This is a genomic window from Bacteriovorax sp. Seq25_V, assembly GCF_000447795.1.
Lineage (GTDB): Bacteria > Bdellovibrionota > Bacteriovoracia > Bacteriovoracales > Bacteriovoracaceae > Halobacteriovorax_A.
Genome location: NZ_AUNI01000017.1, coordinates 122,297 through 140,404, shown reverse-complemented (window position 1 = coordinate 140,404; position 18,108 = coordinate 122,297). Strand labels below are relative to the sequence as shown.

The following is an 18,108-nucleotide window of genomic DNA, read 5'->3' as shown; positions in this document are numbered from 1 at the left end:
ATTTAGGGGTAGATTAGTGGATTCAACCATGGAGTTTATTGCATGTCTACTGCGAAGAAAAAATTAATTATCGTCGATGTTTCCAATTTTATATTTAGGGCCTTTTTTGCTGTGAGGCCATTGCACGCACCTGATGGAACACCTGTGAACGCTGTTCATGGTGTGCTTTCAATGTTTTTAAAATTGTTATCACAGTATAGACCAACGCACGTCCTTCTTGCTCGCGATACGGCCGGAGGCTCATTTAGAAATGAGATGTATTCAGAGTATAAAGCAAATCGTTCTGAACCACCTGAAGAGCTTGTTCCACAATTTGGTTTAATTAAGAGACTTGTGGATGAGATGGGACTGGTAAACGTGGCTGATGATAAGTATGAGGCCGATGATATTATTGGTTCTGCAGTAATGCAGTGGAAGGATCAATTTGATGAAGTACTTATTGCTTCGGGCGATAAGGACCTTATGCAATTTGTTGATGATAAAGTAAAAATGCTCGATACCATGAAGGATGTTATTTACGATGCAAAAGCTGTTTTTGCAAAAATGGGTGTTCGCCCAGATCAGATCGTTGACTACCTTGCTATCATTGGTGATACATCAGATAACATTCCAGGAATGAGAGGAATTGGTCCAAAGGGAGCAGCAAAGCTTCTTGAGGAACATGAGACTCTAGAAAAATGTATCGAGATGAAAGATACATTCAAAGGTAAAAAACTTGTAACTGCTTTTACTGAATATGTTGATAGCGCCATCCTTTCAAAAGAGCTTGTTAAGATCGTGACGACTGTTGATCTAGGTGTAACAGCTGATGATACTAAAACAACTTTCTATCCAAGTGATTCTTTGATTTCTTTCTTAAAAGAACTTGGTTTCAATACAATGATCAAGAGAATGGATGATCTCAAGTATCAACTTGCACAAGCGGATGCTGGAGACGGAGAAGGTGGAATGCCTGCTGCACCTAGCTTTTCGGTTACAATTGTTGATAACGATGAAAAATATTCAGAACTTAAAAAGTTATTAACAGAGAGTGAGAAATTCTCAATTCAAACAGAATTTGATTCAGAAGATATTCACGCAAGAAATTTGATTGCATATAGTTTTTCATTTGATGGAAAGTCAGCGCATTTTATCAAAGTAACTGAGTCTAATAGAGCTGAGCTTGTAAGGCTTACTTGGGAAAATGAAGCAAAAGTAATTTATACAGAACACTCTAAGCGTGATTATTCTTACAGCTTAAAAGAAGGAATTGAATTCAAAGCGACTTCTTTTGATGTTGTTCAAGCACACTTCGTTGCGGATGTGGGAACATCTCACAATATTGAAAATCTTGCAGCCTCAGTAAATGTAACTCTTCCAAAACTTGAAAAGAAAGTTGATTTCGTTACAGATATCGAAAATGAAGAAGCTTCTCTTTATAGTGGTTACCGAGCGATTGCGGTTCATAGACTTGGTGTTGACCTTGAAAAAGAACTTAGAGAAAAAGAACTTCTTGGTGTCTTTACAGATATTGATAGTCAACTGACTCCAATTCTAAGCGAGATGGAATTTGAAGGTATTCGTTTAAATATCAACTTCCTAAAGGAACTAGAAAAAGATCTTGAGTCTAAACTTGAGTCAATTCAAAATAAAATCAATACTTATAGTAAAGAAGTTGTAAATATTAATTCTCCAAAACAAGTTGGAGAATTTCTTTTTACAGAACTTTCATTTCCGGTTGTGAAGAAGACTAAAACAGGGTTTTCGACAGACTCTTCAGTTCTTGAAGAACTTAGAGATATGAATATCAACGAAGTGCCGGGATTAATTCTTCAATACCGTGAGCTAGGAAAGATTCTTTCGACTTATGTAAAGGCACTTCCTGAGCTTGTAAATGCGAAGACTGGAAAGATTCATACGACATTTAATCAGCACGTTGCTCAGACAGGTCGTTTATCTTCAGTGAATCCTAACCTACAAAATATTCCAATTCGTTCAGAGACTGGACGTCTGGTACGTAAAGCATTTATCGCAGGTCCAGGGAATCTTCTTCTCGCTGCCGATTATTCTCAGGTAGAGCTAAGAATTCTTGCCCACTATGCTGAAGATCCGACAATGATTCAGGCATTTAATGAGAATAAAGACATTCACGCACAAACGGCATCTGAAATCTCTGGGCATCCTTTGGAGAAAATTACTTCAGAAGAAAGAGGGAAGGCTAAGGCCGTAAACTTCGGTCTTATGTATGGACAATCTTCTTTTGGTCTGTCGCAAGCATTAAAAATTTCTCGTAAAGACGCGAAAGAATATATTGAAAAGTATTTTGAGAGATTTTCTAAGATTAAAGGACTTCTAGATGGTTTAAAAGAAGATGCTGAGAAGACAGGTTACTCGATCACTCTTTATGGTAGAAAACGTTTTCTTCATGACATCAATTCAAATAATAGAACAATCAAAGCAAATGCTGAAAGAATGGCAATTAACAGTCCAATGCAAGGAACTGCTGCTGACATTATTAAGTGTGCGATGATCAATATTAATAAAGAGCTGAAGAGTCGTGGGCTGAAGTCAAAAATGTTACTTCAAGTACACGATGAACTTATCTTTGAAGTTCCTGAAAACGAATTTGAGCAGATGAAAACAATCGTTCGCGAGGGAATGGAAAATGTTGTTAAACTCAAAGTCCCACTCAAAGTTGATATGGGGTTTGGAGTTAACTGGTATGATTTAAAATAATTATTTTAAACTGCTCCAGTTAAATGGGGATAGCTCCTTTCAAGTATATTAAATTAAAGTAGCTTATAAAAATATCGACATGCTTCTGAAGCATGTCGACTCTCTTTGTCGTACACCAACTTTTTCTCGCAAGTCGATTTATATTTGATCTAAACATCGCGCATGTATGATTCAGTGTAAAAAGAGGATCAAAGCGAAGTTTCTTAAGTTCCCCCTGACCGGCAACGCAACCCCTGCCACCTTTGTATCTTTTATATTCTGCTAATGGAAAATATTTTCTCACAAATTTTGGATATGCTTGGTGCTCATCTGATTGAATAGTTGCATCTTGATCGATAATATTTTTAATTTTCTCAAATACACTTTCTAACCCTCTTTCATGATCATTTTTTCGATATCCATATTTCTTGCGCGATTTTTCAGCGAGTAAACCAAAAGCGGGAATCCTTGAAACCTCTGCAGCAAGGACAAATCGGCGCTTCTTATCGACTGCTATTGTAATAGATAGAGGCTTCATCTTTGTATGTTCGATTGTAATTAAATCATCAAATTGCATCGCTTGAACTTTTGACTTCTCTAGCTTTTTAAGGAATTTCTTTTGGGCCTTTCTAGCTTTAAGTGCAAAATAATTAACACGACTTTGAATCGTCTTGTAATTAACTTTATACTTTCGACCGCATGATCTCATTGAATTGTTTGTAGCCAGATCAAGAAATAGTCTTCTATTGATCCTTCTTTTTTTCTGATACTTTTCAAGAGTTGAGGTTGCCCGAGAAAATTTTCTTCCACAGGTTTTACAGACAAAACGTTGAATTTTTCTCGAATCACTTCGTCGAAAAAAGAATCCATCTTTCGAGATTAATCTATTTTTGGTTGTTGAATGGCAGTCTAAATTTGGGCAGTGGTATATCATGACCAGCTTTGTGCAAGTCATGCCAATGTTCTAATCTTATAAATAGTTTAAATTAAAGGCCGAAAAAATACATAAATTCAAAAATTGAATATAAAAAGGGGATATTTTATCCCCATTTTACTGGACCAGTTTATAATTATTTCGTTGCTTCTAGCTCGGTACAAGCTCTTTCTTGTCCGAGCGAACATGCCTTATCTAAATAGCTTCTTGCTTCTTTCTTAAGACCAAGCTCTCTAGCATTTAATCCTATGTTTAAATAGATATCCTCTCGCGCAAATTGAATTCCCCCTTCATCGCTATCGAGGTAACCTTCAAGCTCCTTAAAGCTTGCGTATGACTTTTTATAGTCATGTTTCATAAATTGAAAGCCGGCCAGGTTGTACTTGCAAAGAGCGTTGTTAGGAGTGTTTTTTAAGCAAAGATCAAAATACTTCATGGCTTCTGGTGTATTAAAGAAGACATTAGTTAAATTTCCATTGCAAAGTTGATTTGTAGGGTAGAGCGACACACAAGAGATTAAAAGGTTCTTCGCTTCTTCTGCTCTATCAACTGAAAGCAGGTAATTTGAAAGGTTTGTGAGAATTTTTTCGCTCTTTGGATCTTTAGCCAGAGCTTCCTCTAGTAGGGAGACGATTTCATTTTCATTGGCCCTATCTGGCATTAAAGCTGTGGCACGATTGAAAAGGTTATTAATGCTTTCATCGACTGCCGCTTCTTCTTTTGCTTCGACAACTTTATTTGGAATAGAATTTTGTGCAATAACAGCGTCGATCAATGCCTTATCTTTACTTGAGACTGGCTCGTGTCCGTGGTGAATTTCTTCACCAAAGAAGAAAAACAGAGTAGATGTTAAAATTATTCCAGCTGCTAATCCTAAGCTAAATGACTTCATGTCTTATCCTTAATATCTATACAGGGTTTACTGGTGGTTCCATTGTATCAAGATTATCATCAATTTTCTTTTCTTCTTCTTTGATTTGGTAACCAAAGTTTTTAATGATATCTTGAGCCGTGATTATTCCAATTAAGTGCTTATCATCAAGACGACTTACAACTGGGAGTCTTGAAATCTGAAATCTCTTGAGACGGTGGAAGGCCACAAGCAGGGACTGATCTGGATAGATCTTGATAACCTTTTTCTCGCAAATTTGTTCCACTGTCTTTTCGCCATTTCCTTTGGCCATTTCGGTGTTGATGTCAGATCGTGAGACCATTCCGATAACTCGACCATTTCTTAGAATTGGAAAACCTGAAATTAAGCTTCCGCGATTCATTTGGTAAGCCTCTTTAATTTGCAGATTTGCATTATAAGTGATGAGGTCTGTCACCATGGCATCTTCAACAACCATTTGCTCAAGAGTCTCATGATCTTCTCGTGTTGGGAGGTGAATACCATCTTGCTCGGCGATTAGTTCGTATATAGATTCTTTTTCAATTCTTGAAGAGAGAACAAAAGCGACGATACTTGCAATCATTAAAGGAAGAATAATATTGTAGTCACGAGTTAGCTCGAAAACCATAATGATCGAAGTAAATGGAGCGCGAATAACGGCTGCAAAGAAAGCGCCCATTCCAACTAGAGCATAAGCTCCAGCACTAATATTTGCATTTTGAAAAAATTCTGAAGAGACTGCTCCAACGAAGCTTCCAAGTGTAGCACCCATAAGAAGGGTTGGAAGAAAAAGCCCCCCACTAATTCCTGAAGAGTAGCAAATAGCAGAAGATACAAATTTTAAAATGAATAAAGTTCCAAGAACTTTTGGATCAAGAATCAAAGAGAGAAGTGTGTTCTCAATTGTCCCGTGTCCACTTCCAATTACTCCTGGGTGAATTTGGGACATTAAACCAACCAGGACGAAGGCGATCATCATAAAAGTTAGCTTATGATTTTTCATTTTAGTTTTGTTGAATTCACGAAGTTTAATAACTGTCTTCATCCAAAGTGGACCAACAACGGCGGCGATAAGACCGATACCGAGATAGAAAATCAACTCTTTTGGATCATCTAACTTATAATGTAGTTGAGAAAAAAGTGGGCTATTTCCCGTAATCATCTGGGCAGTGATTGATGCAACAACGGCTGCGATCACAATCGAACCAAGAATTTTTGCGTTAAGGTCTCCAACAACCTCTTCGAGGGTAAAGACTACTGCCGTGATTGGCGTGTTGAAGGCCGCAGCAATACCGCCGGCAGAACCAACAGCAACGAGGGCCTTAACTCTCTTTTTAGACATCGAAAAGAATGTTCCAAGAAATGAACCGGCTCCAGAGGCAATAGAAACGATTGGTCCTTCTGGTCCAAGAGAAATCCCTGCACCAAGAGAGAGAATTGTTGTGACATATTTTGCGATCGTATTTTTTAAATCAATTTTTCCGTGGAATACGGCGAGAGCGATTCTAACACTCGGCACCGATGATCCCGCAGTCCAAGGATAGAGGCGAGTAGTGATCCATCCTGAAATAAATACTGCGATTCCCCCGAAGACGAAACTTTTCCAGGTAAATGTACCATCTGTATGAAGTAAATGCCTCAGCATTTCGACTAGGTGCTCAATACTTACAGCGATCAATGCGCCAACGATACCAGCGATGATAGTTAGTACTAGGTATGTTCTCTCCTCAGTGATTTCGTTCTTTAAGAACTTACCAATAAGAGAGAATCTTAGTTTTTGAGTAATTTTCATTGATTATTTCCAGTTATTTCTTGGAATACCATAATTTTTAGGATCATTAAACCTAAGATTACAACAATTTACTCTCAAATAATACGGGGCATAAAATATATTTTCGAAAATTTTTGCTTATCAACCTTGACAGTGGTTAGATACCTACCAAATTACAGACAAGTTAAATTTTAGAATAAATAATTTCTTTGGAGGAATTTATGCAAGTTAAACCACTTCATGACAGAGTACTAGTTAAAAGACTTGAAGAAGAGACAAAAACAGCTGGCGGAATCATTATCCCAGATAATCACGCTGAGAAGCCATCACAAGGTGAAGTTGTTTCTGTTGGAGAAGGTTATCGTCTAGATAACGGAACATTTTCAGCTCTTACACTAAAGGCTGGGGATAGAATCCTTTTTGGAAAGTATGCAGGAACAGAAGTTAAGTTAGAAGGTCAAGAATATCTCATCATGAAAGAAAGTGATGTTTTTGGTGTATTAAGTAAGTAATTAAAAAATTAAATAGGAGAAGTCATCATGGCAAAAGAATTAAAGTATAGCGAAGAAGCGAGAAAGTTAATCCTTGAAGGTGTTAATCAACTAGCGAACGCAGTTAGAGTAACTTTAGGGCCAAAGGGAAGAAACGTAGTAATCCAAAAAGCTTTTGGTGCTCCACATATTACAAAAGACGGTGTGTCTGTTGCGAAGGAAATTGAATTAGAAAACAACTTCCAAAACATGGGTGCACAAATGGTTAAAGAAGTTGCACAAAAAACTAACGAAGACGCTGGTGATGGTACAACTACTGCAACTGTTCTAGCTCAAGCAATCTACACTGAAGGTGTTAAGCTTGTAACTGCTGGTCACAATCCAATGGATCTTAAAAGAGGGATTGATCTTGCAGTAGAAAAAGTTGTTGCTGAACTTAAGTCTATGTCAAAAGACATCAAAACAAATTCAGAAATCGAGCAAGTAGGGACGATCTCTGCAAACAACGATAAAGAAATTGGTAAGCTTTTAGCTGAAGCAATGGATAAAGTTGGTAAAGATGGTGTTATTACTATCGAAGAATCAAAAACTGCTGAAACAACTCTTGATGTAGTTGAAGGTATGCAATTTGATAGAGGTTACTTATCTCCATACTTCGTAACTTCACCAGAAAAAATGGAAGTAAACTTTGATAATGCAAACATCCTTATCACTGATAAGAAAGTTTCAAGCATGAAAGAACTTCTTCCACTTCTTGAAAAAACAGTTCAAACTTCGAGACCACTTTTAATCATCGCTGAAGACATTGAAGGTGAAGCGCTTACAACTCTTGTTGTAAACAAGCTAAGAGGGACTCTAAACGTTGCAGCTGTTAAAGCTCCAGGTTTTGGTGATAGAAGAAAAGAAATGTTAAAAGACCTTGCTGCTCTTACAGGTGGTACTGTAATTTCTGAAGAGCTTGGAATGAGCTTAGAAACTGCTGGTCTTGAGAACTTAGGTTCTGCAAAGAAAATTACTATCGATAAAGAAAATACAACAATCGTAGATGGTGCTGGAGATAAAGCTGCTGTTGAAGCAAGAGTTGGTGAAATTAAGAGCCAAATCGCTAATACAACTTCTGATTACGATAAAGAAAAACTACAAGAAAGACTTGCTAAGCTTGTTGGTGGTGTAGCTGTTGTAAACGTTGGTGCTCCAACTGAAACAGAAATGAAAGAAAAGAAAGATAGAGTTGAAGATGCTCTAAACGCAACAAGAGCTGCTGTTGAAGAAGGTATTGTTGTTGGTGGTGGTTCTGCACTTGTTAAAGCTGCTAACGTTCTTGAAGGTCTAAAAGGCGCAAACGAAGAAGAAGCTTTTGGTATCAGAATCGTTAAGAGAGCAGTTGAAGCTCCATTAAGACAAATTTCTGTAAACGCTGGGCTTGAAGGTTCAGTTGTTGTTAACGAAGTAAAAAATCACAAGTCTGCAACTTGGGGATTTAATGCTCGTGAAGAAAAATATGAAGACCTAGTAGCTGCTGGTATTATCGATCCAACTAAAGTAACAAGATCTGCACTTCAAAATGCAGCATCTGTAGCTGGATTAATGCTTACTACAGAAACTATGATTGCTGATCTTCCAAAAGATGACGCTCCTGCTGGTGGAATGCCAGGTGGTATGGGCGGAATGGGTGGTATGCCAGGAATGATGTAAAAACTGCGGCAATGAGTGCCTAAGGGCACTCTTTTGGACGCAGTGTTAGCTCCCCATTTTTGAAATGAAAATTTTGAAAAAGGCAAAGGAGCAATCAATCTTGATATCCGCTGATAAGCAAACTCAGGCCGTTCTCTTAATGAGTGCGGCCTATACAAAAAAAGCACCGAATGGTGCTTTTTGTATTTTAACTATCTTCTTCTTTGTAAATCCCAGTCCATATTCCTAAAATTGTTATTCACGCAGTTCACAAAGCTACTATCAAGCTTGTCACCATAGTTATAACAGCTTGGGTAATATGCTCCTAGAATTCGTCCAGCTTGGTGGAAGTTGTTATTAACACAGCTTAGGTAACTGTAGTTTACTGTGTCACCATAATTTGCACAGTATGAAGGAATGATATTAAGTTCACGGCCAGCTTCTCTGAAGTTGTTGTTGATACAAGCTTGGTATGAGAATGACACTTTGTCTTCGTAATTGTAGCACGGTGGCATGTACGCAGCAGAAGCCGCAGACGTTAAAAGCATTAAGATTAGATACTTCATGTGATCTCCTTAAAATTGTTGTGAATATATTCTATTTAACGATAGGATCTCGCGTATTTATTGTCAAATTTTCGCAATAAGTCTTCCCCTCTGGCTTTTGTGAAATTATACTTTCGTAAATAAGGAAAAGGACGACAAATGTTTGGTAGTAAGAAAGAAGTTGTAAAACATCCAATGTTTTCAAAAGAATGGTTTAAGTACGAGCTATGGTCTTGGACATATATTATTTTAATCGTTTTTGGTTTTAGATCGACATTCATTGATCATTACCATATTCCATCGGGATCACTTCTTCCTACCAATGCTATTGGTGATTCAATTGTAGTTAGTAAAATGTCTTATGGGTTTAAAGTTCCTTTTTCTGAGTTCTTTAATCCTATGTATATTGGTGGTGAGCAAAAGGCTCCAGCTCGTGGTGATATTGTAGTTTTTGAATATCCTGTTGATCCAAGTATTCTTTTTGTTAAAAGAACTGTTGGTCTCCCAGGTGACACAATTGAAGTTTTCGATAATACACTTATTATCAATGGGCAGGAGATCACGAAAACAAAAATTGAAGACGATGCCAAGTACCGTGAGCTTTATGATGAGAAGCCAGGTCAAGACCCAAAAGATATGGTTTTCTATGAGCAACAACTTGGTGATAAGAAATTTGTTATTGGTGAGAACCCAACATTCTTTAGACACTTAGGACAAGATAAAATCACTGTTCCTGAGGGGCATGTTTTTGTAATGGGTGATAATAGAGATTACTCAAGTGATTCAAGAGTTTGGGGATTTGTTCCAATTAAGAATATTAGAGGTAGAGCATTCATGGTGTGGATGTCTCTCGTTTATCCTTGGTCACAAGAGAAGTTCCATTTCAGACCGTCAAGAATCGGTACACAATTATAAAAAGCAAGGGCCATCAAGTGGCCCTTTTTTTGTTCCTAAAAATCTGCCAGTTGAAAATCATTTAAGTTAAGAAAAATTATTCAAAAAATCCCATCTGACTTGAAGTATGCATAAGAATATCCTTTATCGGAATGAGTTAGTCATTCGTCTTTGTGAAAGTTATAAAAGTGATTATAATGTAAACTGTTTTTATGTTTAGGGAGTTGTTATTGAAAAATCTTATTAGATTGAGCCTGTTAGGATATTTACTTTCATGGTCTGTGCTTGCGAAGACAGGTATCCCTGTGAATATGCATGGGACAGAGAAATATTTTACTCCTCTTGAGATGAAACAGGCATTGACATGGAAAATATACTTTTCTGGAGATAAAAAAGATGGAGCTTCCAAAGTTTTGCCAATGAAGCTTTATGAAACTAAAGATTTGAATGGGAAAATAATTGGAGAAATCAGCGAGAATGGATTTTTCTTTAAAGGGAAAAAACTCTGTCATTTTGAGAAGGTCCATGGAGGTCTAAGTCTGTTGATCGATGAGAAACCTTTAAGAGACGGGGACTGGGATGTTGTAAAGAGTTTTGGTATGGAGACAAAGCATTTGTGTGAATCATACCCTTTGAGGAGAGATCTAGAATCATCGTATGATCTTGAAAAGTCGGAATATCAATTAGAAGTTCATGTAACAGATGGAAAGGTTGGAACATATGATCATGAAGGAACACCATACTATTTTAAAATTGATCATATGGTGAAAGAGGCATCTCGGATAGAAAAAGATACAGAGACAATCTTGAAGGAAAATCTTTCAGATGAAGAGATGAAGGCGCTGAACAAGTCCTTGGTAGAACTAAGGGGATTTTTAAAAACGGCAACACTTGAGCAGTTGTACGAAAAGGTACTCAACGGCAGGGATGGTAATAATGTATTAATCCATAAGAATATTTTTAATACAAATAACAAAAGTGAATTCTTTAAACTTGTGAAAAGTAGAGGGGATTTTATAAATGATGTTTTTAAAGTAACTTTTTTAAAGTTTTGTAAGCTGCCAAGAAAGAGAGTGGGCACAACTCTAAAAGGTAACAGAACATTTTTTGTCGAATCGGATAGTGTTTATATGGGAATGCAGCTTTTTGAGGGAAGATGGAATGTTAGCCAGCTCGCAACTTTAAAATGAGCATAATAGTATTTTTGCCATAGATCTAATGTCGTAAAAAATGAGACAGTTCTGAATTTAGGAGTCGTTATTGGGAAATCTTTTTAGATTGAGTCTATTGGGATATTTACTTTCATGGTCTGTTTTAGCGAAGACAGATATCCCTGTGAATATGGATGGAGCAGAGAAATATTTTACTCAAGAGGAAATGGATAGAGGGCAGAGTTGGTTAATATCTTTTGATGGAGGAAAAGAGCCTCATGCTTCAAAGATTCCTTTCATTAAACTGTATTCTAATAAAGAAGTCACGGGATTACATATTGGAGAAATTAATAAGGACGGAATGTTTTTAAACGGTAAGAAGCGTTGCCACTTTGAGAAAGTCTGGGGAGGAATGAGTATTCTGATTGATGAAAATTCATCTGTAGACAAAGTAAATTCCAAAGCTCGTACATATGGAGATTTAGATGAGCAACGTCGGCTATGTGAAGCATTTCCATTAAGAAAGCCAGATTATGACGATAGTGGTAACGAAGGAACCTCCTATGACATGAGAGTTAGAGTTTTTAATGGAAAGGTCGGACGATACACATTTGCAAACGAAAATTATTATTTTGAATTAAAAGAAATTTTGAAAGAATCTGCATACGTTGAAAAAGATACAGAGACAATTTTAAAAGAGAATCTTTCAGATGATGAGATGAAGGCGCTGAATAAATCTTTAGTTGAATTGAGAGATTTTTTAAAGACGGCAACACTTGAGCAGTTGTATGAAAGAGTGCGAAATGAGAGAGACGCTAGTGATGCGCTAGTACATGAAAGAATATTTTCAACAAAGAATAAGAAATTATTCTTTGATAAAATCAAGACTAAAGATGATTTTATTTATAGATTAACAAAATGTCTATTTCCAACTTATGTCGAAATTTATAACTTTGAAGGTCGAATAGGGGCGTATAATGGAAAAAAAATGGTATCTCTTATTTCATCCACAATGAAGATATCCTTCATTTTTAATGTAAAGAATTGGGAGTTATTTTCAATTTCGATAATTAATTCAAATAAGTAAGATACGTAGATTTAATCCTGAAATGAGCTGTTTTTTAGAAGTGACAATAAGGTGTACCTGTGAATAAGAAAAAAAATCATTATCAGAATATTACTTATAACTCTATTTACTCTACCTCTTTTTGCAAAGACAGATATTCTTTTAAATATTGAAGGTAATGGGGAGTATCTAGGTCGATGATTGATCTGACAGAAACAACCACAAAGGAAGAACTGTCAGATCTAATATAAATTTTTACTTATTAAAACGCCAAACTCAGTTTCATCGTATACTTCGTCACATCAATTACTTTCGAATACTCAACACCGAGTTTTAAAAGTAGGATACTTAACTGGCCACCTGCAAAGAGGTGAGAACCACTATGCTTTTTCTTTGCTTCTTTAGAAGACGTAAATGAAGTATCAAAGATTGTTCCTGAAGTCGCGTTAACTTTCATTGTATTATCAGTCCAAACATAACCTGCTCCAATATATGGTCTAAAAATAAGTAAATTCGCACCAACACTTGCATTAACTCCATATGAAGAACTTTCAACTGATACTTTTGAGTTCACAGGAACATCAGAAACGGAGTCACTTGTAGCATAACTTACTTCACCTGAACCAAAGTGAAATCTTGTAGCAATATCAATTAGTGGAATAGGAAGGATTGAATCTGTGAGATTCCACTTTGCGGCCATCGACATTGAATTAATCGTCACATCTCCAAATTTCTTCTCAGGAAAGAATGAACCCTCGAAAGATATTCCAAATGGAATAGTTACTTGTCCCATAATTCCTGCATGCGGTAGGTACTTCAGATCAGAGCTACTACTTATAGATTTAGAAATTGTTTCAATATTCTTTGCACGAGTAACCCCGCCAATAACTCCCACTTCAAATCCAAACAAAGCACCTAAAGAGTTTGGTGGCGTTACTGTAGTATGTACAAAGTTTGCTGCGAATTCTTTTGTTATCTTATTAAAGTCATCTTCTTTAATGTCTTGTAAAGCAGGTGCTGCTGCTAGTGTGGGTAGTGTGATAAGTGCCGAAAGGATGGCAATCATATAATTTTTCATTGTTAACCTCCATGGAATTTTCATTACAATTCCTATCACTATTAAACAGGTAAATAAGCATTTGTGTTAGTCGGAAATACGTGCCAGACGGCGTTTAAACAAAATGGCCATGGAGTCAAAAAGTTGAAACGACCATCCATTTTTGACACTGGTGATTTTTTGGTAACTCATTAGAATTCTGTAGGACCATTGAATTTTCGTAGGACCACCTCATGGCTTTTTGACACCGAGGCCTCTAACTAGCTGTTCTCGTGCATCCAAAAGTTGGCACGTCACCTGCAATGTATATTTACAAGAAGGGACACGGAAGTCCCGGACGAGAAGTTAGGATGATTTCTCAAAGAACGCAGGAAGATTGTTCAATTGTCATGGATGGCAAAAGGAGCTTGAAGCATGAAGGTTCAAGAAAATGTAGGGTTTACTACTTCACTTTGTTCACGTTGTTCAACGTTCACTAAACCTACCTCTAACCTTTCTTGTAAATTTCAAGAAACAGCGTCTGAAGCCAGTGCTTCAAGCTCCCTTTCTCTCCACCTTACTAAATCACTAAAGTTTTATTGGCCACGGATGGCCTAGAAGATACAAGGAAGTTAATAAATAAATTCTTCGGGGTGACATCCCTCTCTCCCTTAACTTACCCTGAGGAATTGAATTGAGATCGAGGACTTTTACAAACTTGGAATGCAAAACAAACTAAAGTCCTCGGTCTCTTTTTTTATTTTAGGCACATTTTTCCATTTAAATCATAATCCCTTAATATTCAAAACCTAGCTCTCCTTTATACCGATATGAATGGTATGAAAGGAAGTGTATACGTTCTATATTTACAGTTTGAAAAAAAGTTAGATGAAAAATTTCTAACTCTCTCACGTGTCTACAGCCAATACGGAATGACATTAGTTCCAATTAGTGTTGAAGACTTTAAAACGATGAGCTTTACTTCACCTCAATATGTTCTTGCGATCGTAAGAGATATTACTTCTTTAAAAGAATACAAATCACTACTAAAAAGATATTTAAATTATATGATGAGAACTGGAAAAGTTACTCTCTTTGAGTTGAGCTCTTTTGAAGTTATTCAAGAAGTTAAACTTTTAAAAGAGGGGAGAGTTTTCCAAGAGCGATTACCAATGACAATGTTTCAAACAGTTGATCTTGTCGGACGCAAAATTTATCTAGATTTAACTTCTGGTTCAAAAAGATGGCCAGGGGGAAGAAGAGCGAAGTTACCTTCGGTCTAAAAGAGAGAGTGGGATGAGAGGGATATCAGATGATTCATTGAGAATGCTTGTCATTCTTAGAAATGATTCAAAAAGATTATTTGAAAGAATTAAACATAGAGAAAAAGAATATCTAACAATTCTTTCTCTTAAAAGATCAAGAGAACACTTCAAAGATATTTTCAAATGCCTCTATGATACAATTACAATCGAGCAACTAAGACTTCTCTCTGAAGAAGTTCTAATCGCCTTAGATAATTTCTATACGAAAGTTGAAAAACTCAAGTGGTACCTCAATCACAGTGAAGACATGCCCGCAACAATGAGAGATAATGTTTCACTTCAAGTACGTGACATCGAAACAAAGTACGAAATGCTTTCTTTGTATCTCAATGCAGAGATGGGTGATGAAGATGAAGAGGAGAGCATTGTAGTTCCTCTAGCTGAAAATATTGAAATCGAAGAAAGTCAGTTTGACGATAACCTGACTTTACAAGAACACGAAGACGAAGACGATGTTTAATAAATTTTTTATATGCTTACTTTTAATTTCTAGCTCCTTTGCCCGCGAAAATATTTCAGGAAGCCGTTTTGAACTTTTAACAGGTGCAAGACGAACAGGAGAAACAAAAGGTTTTTGGGATAAGAAATTCGCTCAAAATAATTATGTCTATGGAAAGGCTCCTGCAAAATTTCTCGCAAAGAATTATGACTTTATTCCAAATGGATCAAGAGTTCTCGATATCGGAATGGGAGAAGGGCGAAATGCAGTTTTCCTAGCAACAAAAGGTTATAAGGTAACAGGAATCGATATTAGTAATGTGGCCATTAAAAAAGCCCGAATGCTTGCCCGCGAATTTGGTGTTCGTATAGATACAGTTCATAAGAGTGTAAATGACTACGATGTTCCTAATGGTTCAATTGATGCCATCATTTGTTTCTACTATGTTGATAGAGAGATCGTGAAAAAATTGATGGACTGGCTCAAGCCCGGTGGAGTTCTTGTTTTTGAAGGTTATACTCTGAAAGAGAAAGAAATGAATGGAATGAAGGAAAAGGATAGTTATCTTTTAAAGAATGACGAGCTTCTAACTCTCTTTCCAAAATTTAACATTCTAAAATACGAACAACCACTTCACCGTAGTGAATTCACGGCAAGTATCATTGTTCAAAAGCCAAAAGAGTAGTTTTTTCTGCAATGCAAATTTTTCGAATCCGTATTAAAATTTAGTTAATGAGAATAGCTACGTTTTTTCTGATTCTTTTAGTCAACCTTCAGGCCTGGACAAAAATGTCGAGTCCCGAAGATCTTGGTCATTTTACTGGCCGAGTCTCATCGTATTCAGAAGAAGCAAGACTTGTTAAATTCAAAGTAAATTTTGATAACGTAAAATACCTAAATAAACTTGATAAGGTCGAATTTTGGACTCAACACCAAAAGCAGGCCCGTTGTGAGGGTATCGTTCTTGGAAGATCTTCAGAGTATATTCTTTTAAAAGTTCCAAAATATGTTAACTGCACAAAGCTTACAACTTTTACTGTTGGGCGTTATTATTATTTCCAATCACAAGATTTAGTAAATAATATTTCCATGGGAAAAGAGTTGGTGGAAATTCTTGCTAAAAAACGTCTTGCGTTAAATTCAAAGATTAAAAGAAATGATAAAATTATTGAAACATATATGCAACGAGTCGACGGCGTTAATACTCGTTACGAAATTCTTCAGAAAAAACTTCAAGCAGAATGGCGCGAAGAGTTAGCTAAGCTTGAAAGCGATCAAACCGAAATCCAACGTAATAACGAAGGATTAAAAATTAGACTCAACGAAGTGCAACACAAATTAGAGCAGTATAGAGTTGAAGATCAAAACCTTTCTATTGATCGATGGTCACTCGATCCAAATTATTATTATTTAAAGTAGTGTCATCTTGCTACTAGTCAAAAGAGTGAAATACAAGTACAGTCTTGCTCTGGTATTATTGTGTTATTTTTTATATGTTAGAGTACTTAGGTGTTCACATTCAAAACAAGGAAGAACCGATGAAAATGATGAAAACTCTTTTTCTATTAATGAGTGTTTCTGCGGCGACTTTTACTTACGCTGTAGGAAATCCAAATGCTAAGCAAGGTGGAACTTTTTATTACAACTTAGGAAGTACGCCAACAACACTTAACCCACTATCATCATCAGATGCTTATGCTTCTAGTGTACAGAACTATGTTCTTGAGTCACTTGGGACACGTAACTCTGACACTTATAACTGGGAGCCAGCTCTTGCTACTTCTTGGACAGTATCTAAAGATGGTCTTCAATTTGATTTTAAAATTAGAGAAGGCGTAAAGTGGCATGATGGTAAACCATTAACAGTTGAAGACGTTAAGTTCTCTTTTGATGCAATTATGCACCCAGAAGACAAGTACCACACGGCTCACTCAAAACCATATTATGAAAATATTGAGAAAGTAGAAATTCTTGATAAGAACACTGTTCGTTTCTACGTAAAGAATAAGTACTTCGGAAACTTTGATGTTGCCGCTGGTTTAACAGTTGTACCAAAGCATATCTATGAAAATCCATCAGAAGCTCAAGAGAAGAAACTTAATAAAACTCTTATCGGTACAGGTCCATATGTATTTGAGGACTTCAAAAGAGGTAAGGGAATTACTCTTGTTGCTAACAAAGACTGGTGGGGTAAAAAAGTTGAATCTAAAAAAGGTGAAAACAACTTCGCGAAGGTTTACTTAAGATTCATCAAGGATTCTACAATTGCAATCCAAAGACTTGAAAAAGGTGACCTTGACTTCAACGCTTTAACAGCTGAAGAGTATGAAAAGAAAACAAGTGGAAAAGCTTGGGGGAAAGATGTTTTAAAAGTTAAAACAGAAAACAAGTCTCCAAAAGGTTACGGATTCATCGGTTGGAACTTACAAGATCCAATCTTTAAATCAAAGAACGTAAGAAAGGCTCTTTACCACCTAGTAAACAGACAAGAAATGATTGATAAGTTTAGATATGGTTACTCTGTTCCTGCAACAGGTCCAACTTATCTTCAGTCTGAATATGCTAATAAAACAGTTAAGCCAGTTATGTTTGATCCAAAAGCTGCACTTGAAATTCTTAGAAAAGAAGGATGGAAGGACACTGACGGTGACTTAATTCTAGATAAAGTAATTGATGGAAAGAAAACTCCACTTTCATTTACAATCCTTGAGCCATCTCAGGACTTCGTAAAATACCTAACGGTATTTAAAGAAGATGCTAAGAAAGCTGGTGTTGATGTAAAAATTAAAGTTATCGAGTGGAACTCATTCATCAAGGCCCTTGATGAAAGAAATTTCCAAGCAGTAAGACTTGCATGGTCAGGTGGATCTGTTGATTGGGACCCAAAACAAATTTGGCACTCTTCATCTGCTGATAACCAAGGTTCAAACTTCATCGGTTATAAAAACCCAACAGTAGATAAGCTAATTGATGAAGCACGTTTTGAACTTGATAAAGAAAAGAGAAAAGTAATTCTAAGTAAAGTATACAAAGAAATCGCAGAGGATTATCCATACGTATTCTTATTCAATGATAGATATACTTTCTATGGTTACACATCAAGAATGCAAAAAGTTAAAGATACTTTTACTTATGAAGTAGGTTTAGGTTACTGGTGGATTTCTAAGTAAGCATTACTTAGAAGTTTAGGAGAAGA

Annotated in this window: 17 protein-coding genes; 12 read left to right on the top strand and 5 right to left on the bottom strand. The window is 36.4% G+C overall.

Annotation, left to right across the window (positions count from 1 at the left end):
* Positions 1–42: 42 nt before the first annotated feature.
* On the top strand, positions 43–2,715 hold the full coding sequence (gene polA, locus M900_RS11165) for a DNA polymerase I (RefSeq protein WP_021275030.1): 2,673 nt from the start codon (positions 43–45) through the stop codon (positions 2,713–2,715).
* 19 nt (positions 2,716–2,734) lie between these two features.
* Here polA and M900_RS11160 read toward each other — a convergent pair whose 3' ends face one another.
* The 3 genes from M900_RS11160 to M900_RS11150 all read right to left on the bottom strand — a co-directional run bounded on the left by M900_RS11160 (position 2,735) and on the right by M900_RS11150 (position 6,312).
* Positions 2,735–3,628 carry a hypothetical protein gene (locus tag M900_RS11160; protein WP_052600810.1) on the bottom strand — a complete coding sequence of 298 codons (894 nt, stop codon included), beginning with the start codon at positions 3,626–3,628 and terminating at the stop codon, positions 2,735–2,737.
* Between the two features lie 136 nt (positions 3,629–3,764).
* Complete coding sequence (locus M900_RS11155) at positions 3,765–4,520, bottom strand: lipopolysaccharide assembly protein LapB (RefSeq protein WP_021274863.1); 756 nt, start codon at positions 4,518–4,520, stop codon at positions 3,765–3,767.
* A gap of 16 nt (positions 4,521–4,536) precedes the next feature.
* On the bottom strand, positions 4,537–6,312 hold the full coding sequence (locus tag M900_RS11150; RefSeq protein WP_021274950.1) for a chloride channel protein: 1,776 nt from the start codon (positions 6,310–6,312) through the stop codon (positions 4,537–4,539).
* A 200-nt stretch (positions 6,313–6,512) separates the two neighbouring features.
* On the opposite strand from M900_RS11150, the gene groES reads away from it, so the two are divergent.
* Positions 6,513–6,803 carry a co-chaperone GroES gene (gene groES / locus M900_RS11145; RefSeq protein WP_021274878.1) on the top strand — a complete coding sequence of 97 codons (291 nt, stop codon included), beginning with the start codon at positions 6,513–6,515 and terminating at the stop codon, positions 6,801–6,803.
* A gap of 27 nt (positions 6,804–6,830) precedes the next feature.
* Positions 6,831–8,477 carry a chaperonin GroEL gene (gene groL, locus M900_RS11140; protein ID WP_021274967.1) on the top strand — a complete coding sequence of 549 codons (1,647 nt, stop codon included), beginning with the start codon at positions 6,831–6,833 and terminating at the stop codon, positions 8,475–8,477.
* Positions 8,478–8,668: 191 nt separating this feature from the next.
* On the opposite strand, the gene M900_RS11135 is transcribed toward groL, so the two are convergent.
* The gene (locus M900_RS11135; RefSeq protein ID WP_021275023.1) at positions 8,669–9,022 is read right to left on the bottom strand and encodes a hypothetical protein; all 354 of its coding nucleotides are present in this window, start codon (positions 9,020–9,022) and stop codon (positions 8,669–8,671) included.
* Between the two features lie 138 nt (positions 9,023–9,160).
* On the opposite strand from M900_RS11135, the gene lepB reads away from it, so the two are divergent.
* From lepB to M900_RS11120, 3 genes are all read left to right on the top strand, one after another.
* Positions 9,161–9,916 (top strand): signal peptidase I, encoded by a 756-nt coding sequence (gene lepB / locus M900_RS11130; RefSeq protein ID WP_021275010.1) that lies wholly within the window; start codon positions 9,161–9,163, stop codon positions 9,914–9,916.
* 209 nt (positions 9,917–10,125) lie between these two features.
* A complete protein-coding gene (locus M900_RS11125) occupies positions 10,126–11,085 on the top strand; it encodes a hypothetical protein (RefSeq protein WP_021274938.1) in 960 nt (319 codons plus the stop codon).
* 70 nt (positions 11,086–11,155) lie between these two features.
* Positions 11,156–12,133, top strand: a complete 978-nt coding sequence (locus tag M900_RS11120) for a hypothetical protein (protein ID WP_021274902.1) — start codon at positions 11,156–11,158, stop codon at positions 12,131–12,133.
* Between the two features lie 241 nt (positions 12,134–12,374).
* Here M900_RS11120 and M900_RS11115 read toward each other — a convergent pair whose 3' ends face one another.
* Positions 12,375–13,190 (bottom strand): DUF6588 family protein, encoded by an 816-nt coding sequence (locus tag M900_RS11115; protein WP_021274980.1) that lies wholly within the window; start codon positions 13,188–13,190, stop codon positions 12,375–12,377.
* A gap of 393 nt (positions 13,191–13,583) precedes the next feature.
* Here M900_RS11115 and M900_RS17740 point away from each other — a divergent pair, with 393 nt between their 5' ends.
* The 6 genes from M900_RS17740 (at position 13,584) to M900_RS11090 (ending at position 18,082) form a co-directional block, all read left to right on the top strand.
* The gene (locus M900_RS17740; RefSeq protein ID WP_157680640.1) at positions 13,584–13,766 is read left to right on the top strand and encodes a hypothetical protein; all 183 of its coding nucleotides are present in this window, start codon (positions 13,584–13,586) and stop codon (positions 13,764–13,766) included.
* 221 nt (positions 13,767–13,987) lie between these two features.
* A complete protein-coding gene (locus M900_RS11110; RefSeq protein ID WP_021275028.1) occupies positions 13,988–14,431 on the top strand; it encodes a hypothetical protein in 444 nt (147 codons plus the stop codon).
* A gap of 13 nt (positions 14,432–14,444) precedes the next feature.
* Complete coding sequence (locus tag M900_RS11105; protein WP_021274941.1) at positions 14,445–14,933, top strand: hypothetical protein; 489 nt, start codon at positions 14,445–14,447, stop codon at positions 14,931–14,933.
* A complete protein-coding gene (locus M900_RS11100; RefSeq protein ID WP_021274899.1) occupies positions 14,926–15,597 on the top strand; it encodes a bifunctional 2-polyprenyl-6-hydroxyphenol methylase/3-demethylubiquinol 3-O-methyltransferase UbiG in 672 nt (223 codons plus the stop codon). Before M900_RS11105 ends, M900_RS11100 begins: the two co-directional genes overlap by 8 nt.
* Before the next feature lie 47 nt (positions 15,598–15,644).
* Positions 15,645–16,331, top strand: coding sequence for a hypothetical protein (locus M900_RS11095; RefSeq protein WP_157680636.1), 687 nt, complete (start codon positions 15,645–15,647; stop codon positions 16,329–16,331).
* Positions 16,332–16,405: 74 nt separating this feature from the next.
* Positions 16,406–18,082 carry a peptide-binding protein gene (locus M900_RS11090; RefSeq protein ID WP_232422288.1) on the top strand — a complete coding sequence of 559 codons (1,677 nt, stop codon included), beginning with the start codon at positions 16,406–16,408 and terminating at the stop codon, positions 18,080–18,082.
* Positions 18,083–18,108 lie beyond the last annotated feature (26 nt).

What these genes read in the sequence shown, in the direction of transcription:
- M900_RS11135 (WP_021275023.1), bottom strand. Translation starts at nt 9,022, where the DNA reads ATGAAGTATCTAATCTTAATGCTTTTAACGTCTGCGGCTTCTGCTGCG.
- M900_RS11150 (WP_021274950.1), bottom strand. Translation starts at nt 6,312, where the DNA reads ATGAAAATTACTCAAAAACTAAGATTCTCTCTTATTGGTAAGTTCTTA.
- M900_RS11155 (WP_021274863.1), bottom strand. Translation starts at nt 4,520, where the DNA reads ATGAAGTCATTTAGCTTAGGATTAGCAGCTGGAATAATTTTAACATCT.
- groES (WP_021274878.1), top strand. Translation starts at nt 6,513, where the DNA reads ATGCAAGTTAAACCACTTCATGACAGAGTACTAGTTAAAAGACTTGAA.
- polA (WP_021275030.1), top strand. Translation starts at nt 43, where the DNA reads ATGTCTACTGCGAAGAAAAAATTAATTATCGTCGATGTTTCCAATTTT.
- M900_RS11115 (WP_021274980.1), bottom strand. Translation starts at nt 13,190, where the DNA reads ATGAAAAATTATATGATTGCCATCCTTTCGGCACTTATCACACTACCC.
- groL (WP_021274967.1), top strand. Translation starts at nt 6,831, where the DNA reads ATGGCAAAAGAATTAAAGTATAGCGAAGAAGCGAGAAAGTTAATCCTT.
- M900_RS11095 (WP_157680636.1), top strand. Translation starts at nt 15,645, where the DNA reads ATGAGAATAGCTACGTTTTTTCTGATTCTTTTAGTCAACCTTCAGGCC.
- M900_RS11090 (WP_232422288.1), top strand. Translation starts at nt 16,406, where the DNA reads ATGTTAGAGTACTTAGGTGTTCACATTCAAAACAAGGAAGAACCGATG.
- M900_RS17740 (WP_157680640.1), top strand. Translation starts at nt 13,584, where the DNA reads ATGAAGGTTCAAGAAAATGTAGGGTTTACTACTTCACTTTGTTCACGT.
- M900_RS11160 (WP_052600810.1), bottom strand. Translation starts at nt 3,628, where the DNA reads ATGATATACCACTGCCCAAATTTAGACTGCCATTCAACAACCAAAAAT.
- M900_RS11105 (WP_021274941.1), top strand. Translation starts at nt 14,445, where the DNA reads ATGAGAGGGATATCAGATGATTCATTGAGAATGCTTGTCATTCTTAGA.
- M900_RS11100 (WP_021274899.1), top strand. Translation starts at nt 14,926, where the DNA reads ATGTTTAATAAATTTTTTATATGCTTACTTTTAATTTCTAGCTCCTTT.
- lepB (WP_021275010.1), top strand. Translation starts at nt 9,161, where the DNA reads ATGTTTGGTAGTAAGAAAGAAGTTGTAAAACATCCAATGTTTTCAAAA.
- M900_RS11110 (WP_021275028.1), top strand. Translation starts at nt 13,988, where the DNA reads ATGAAAGGAAGTGTATACGTTCTATATTTACAGTTTGAAAAAAAGTTA.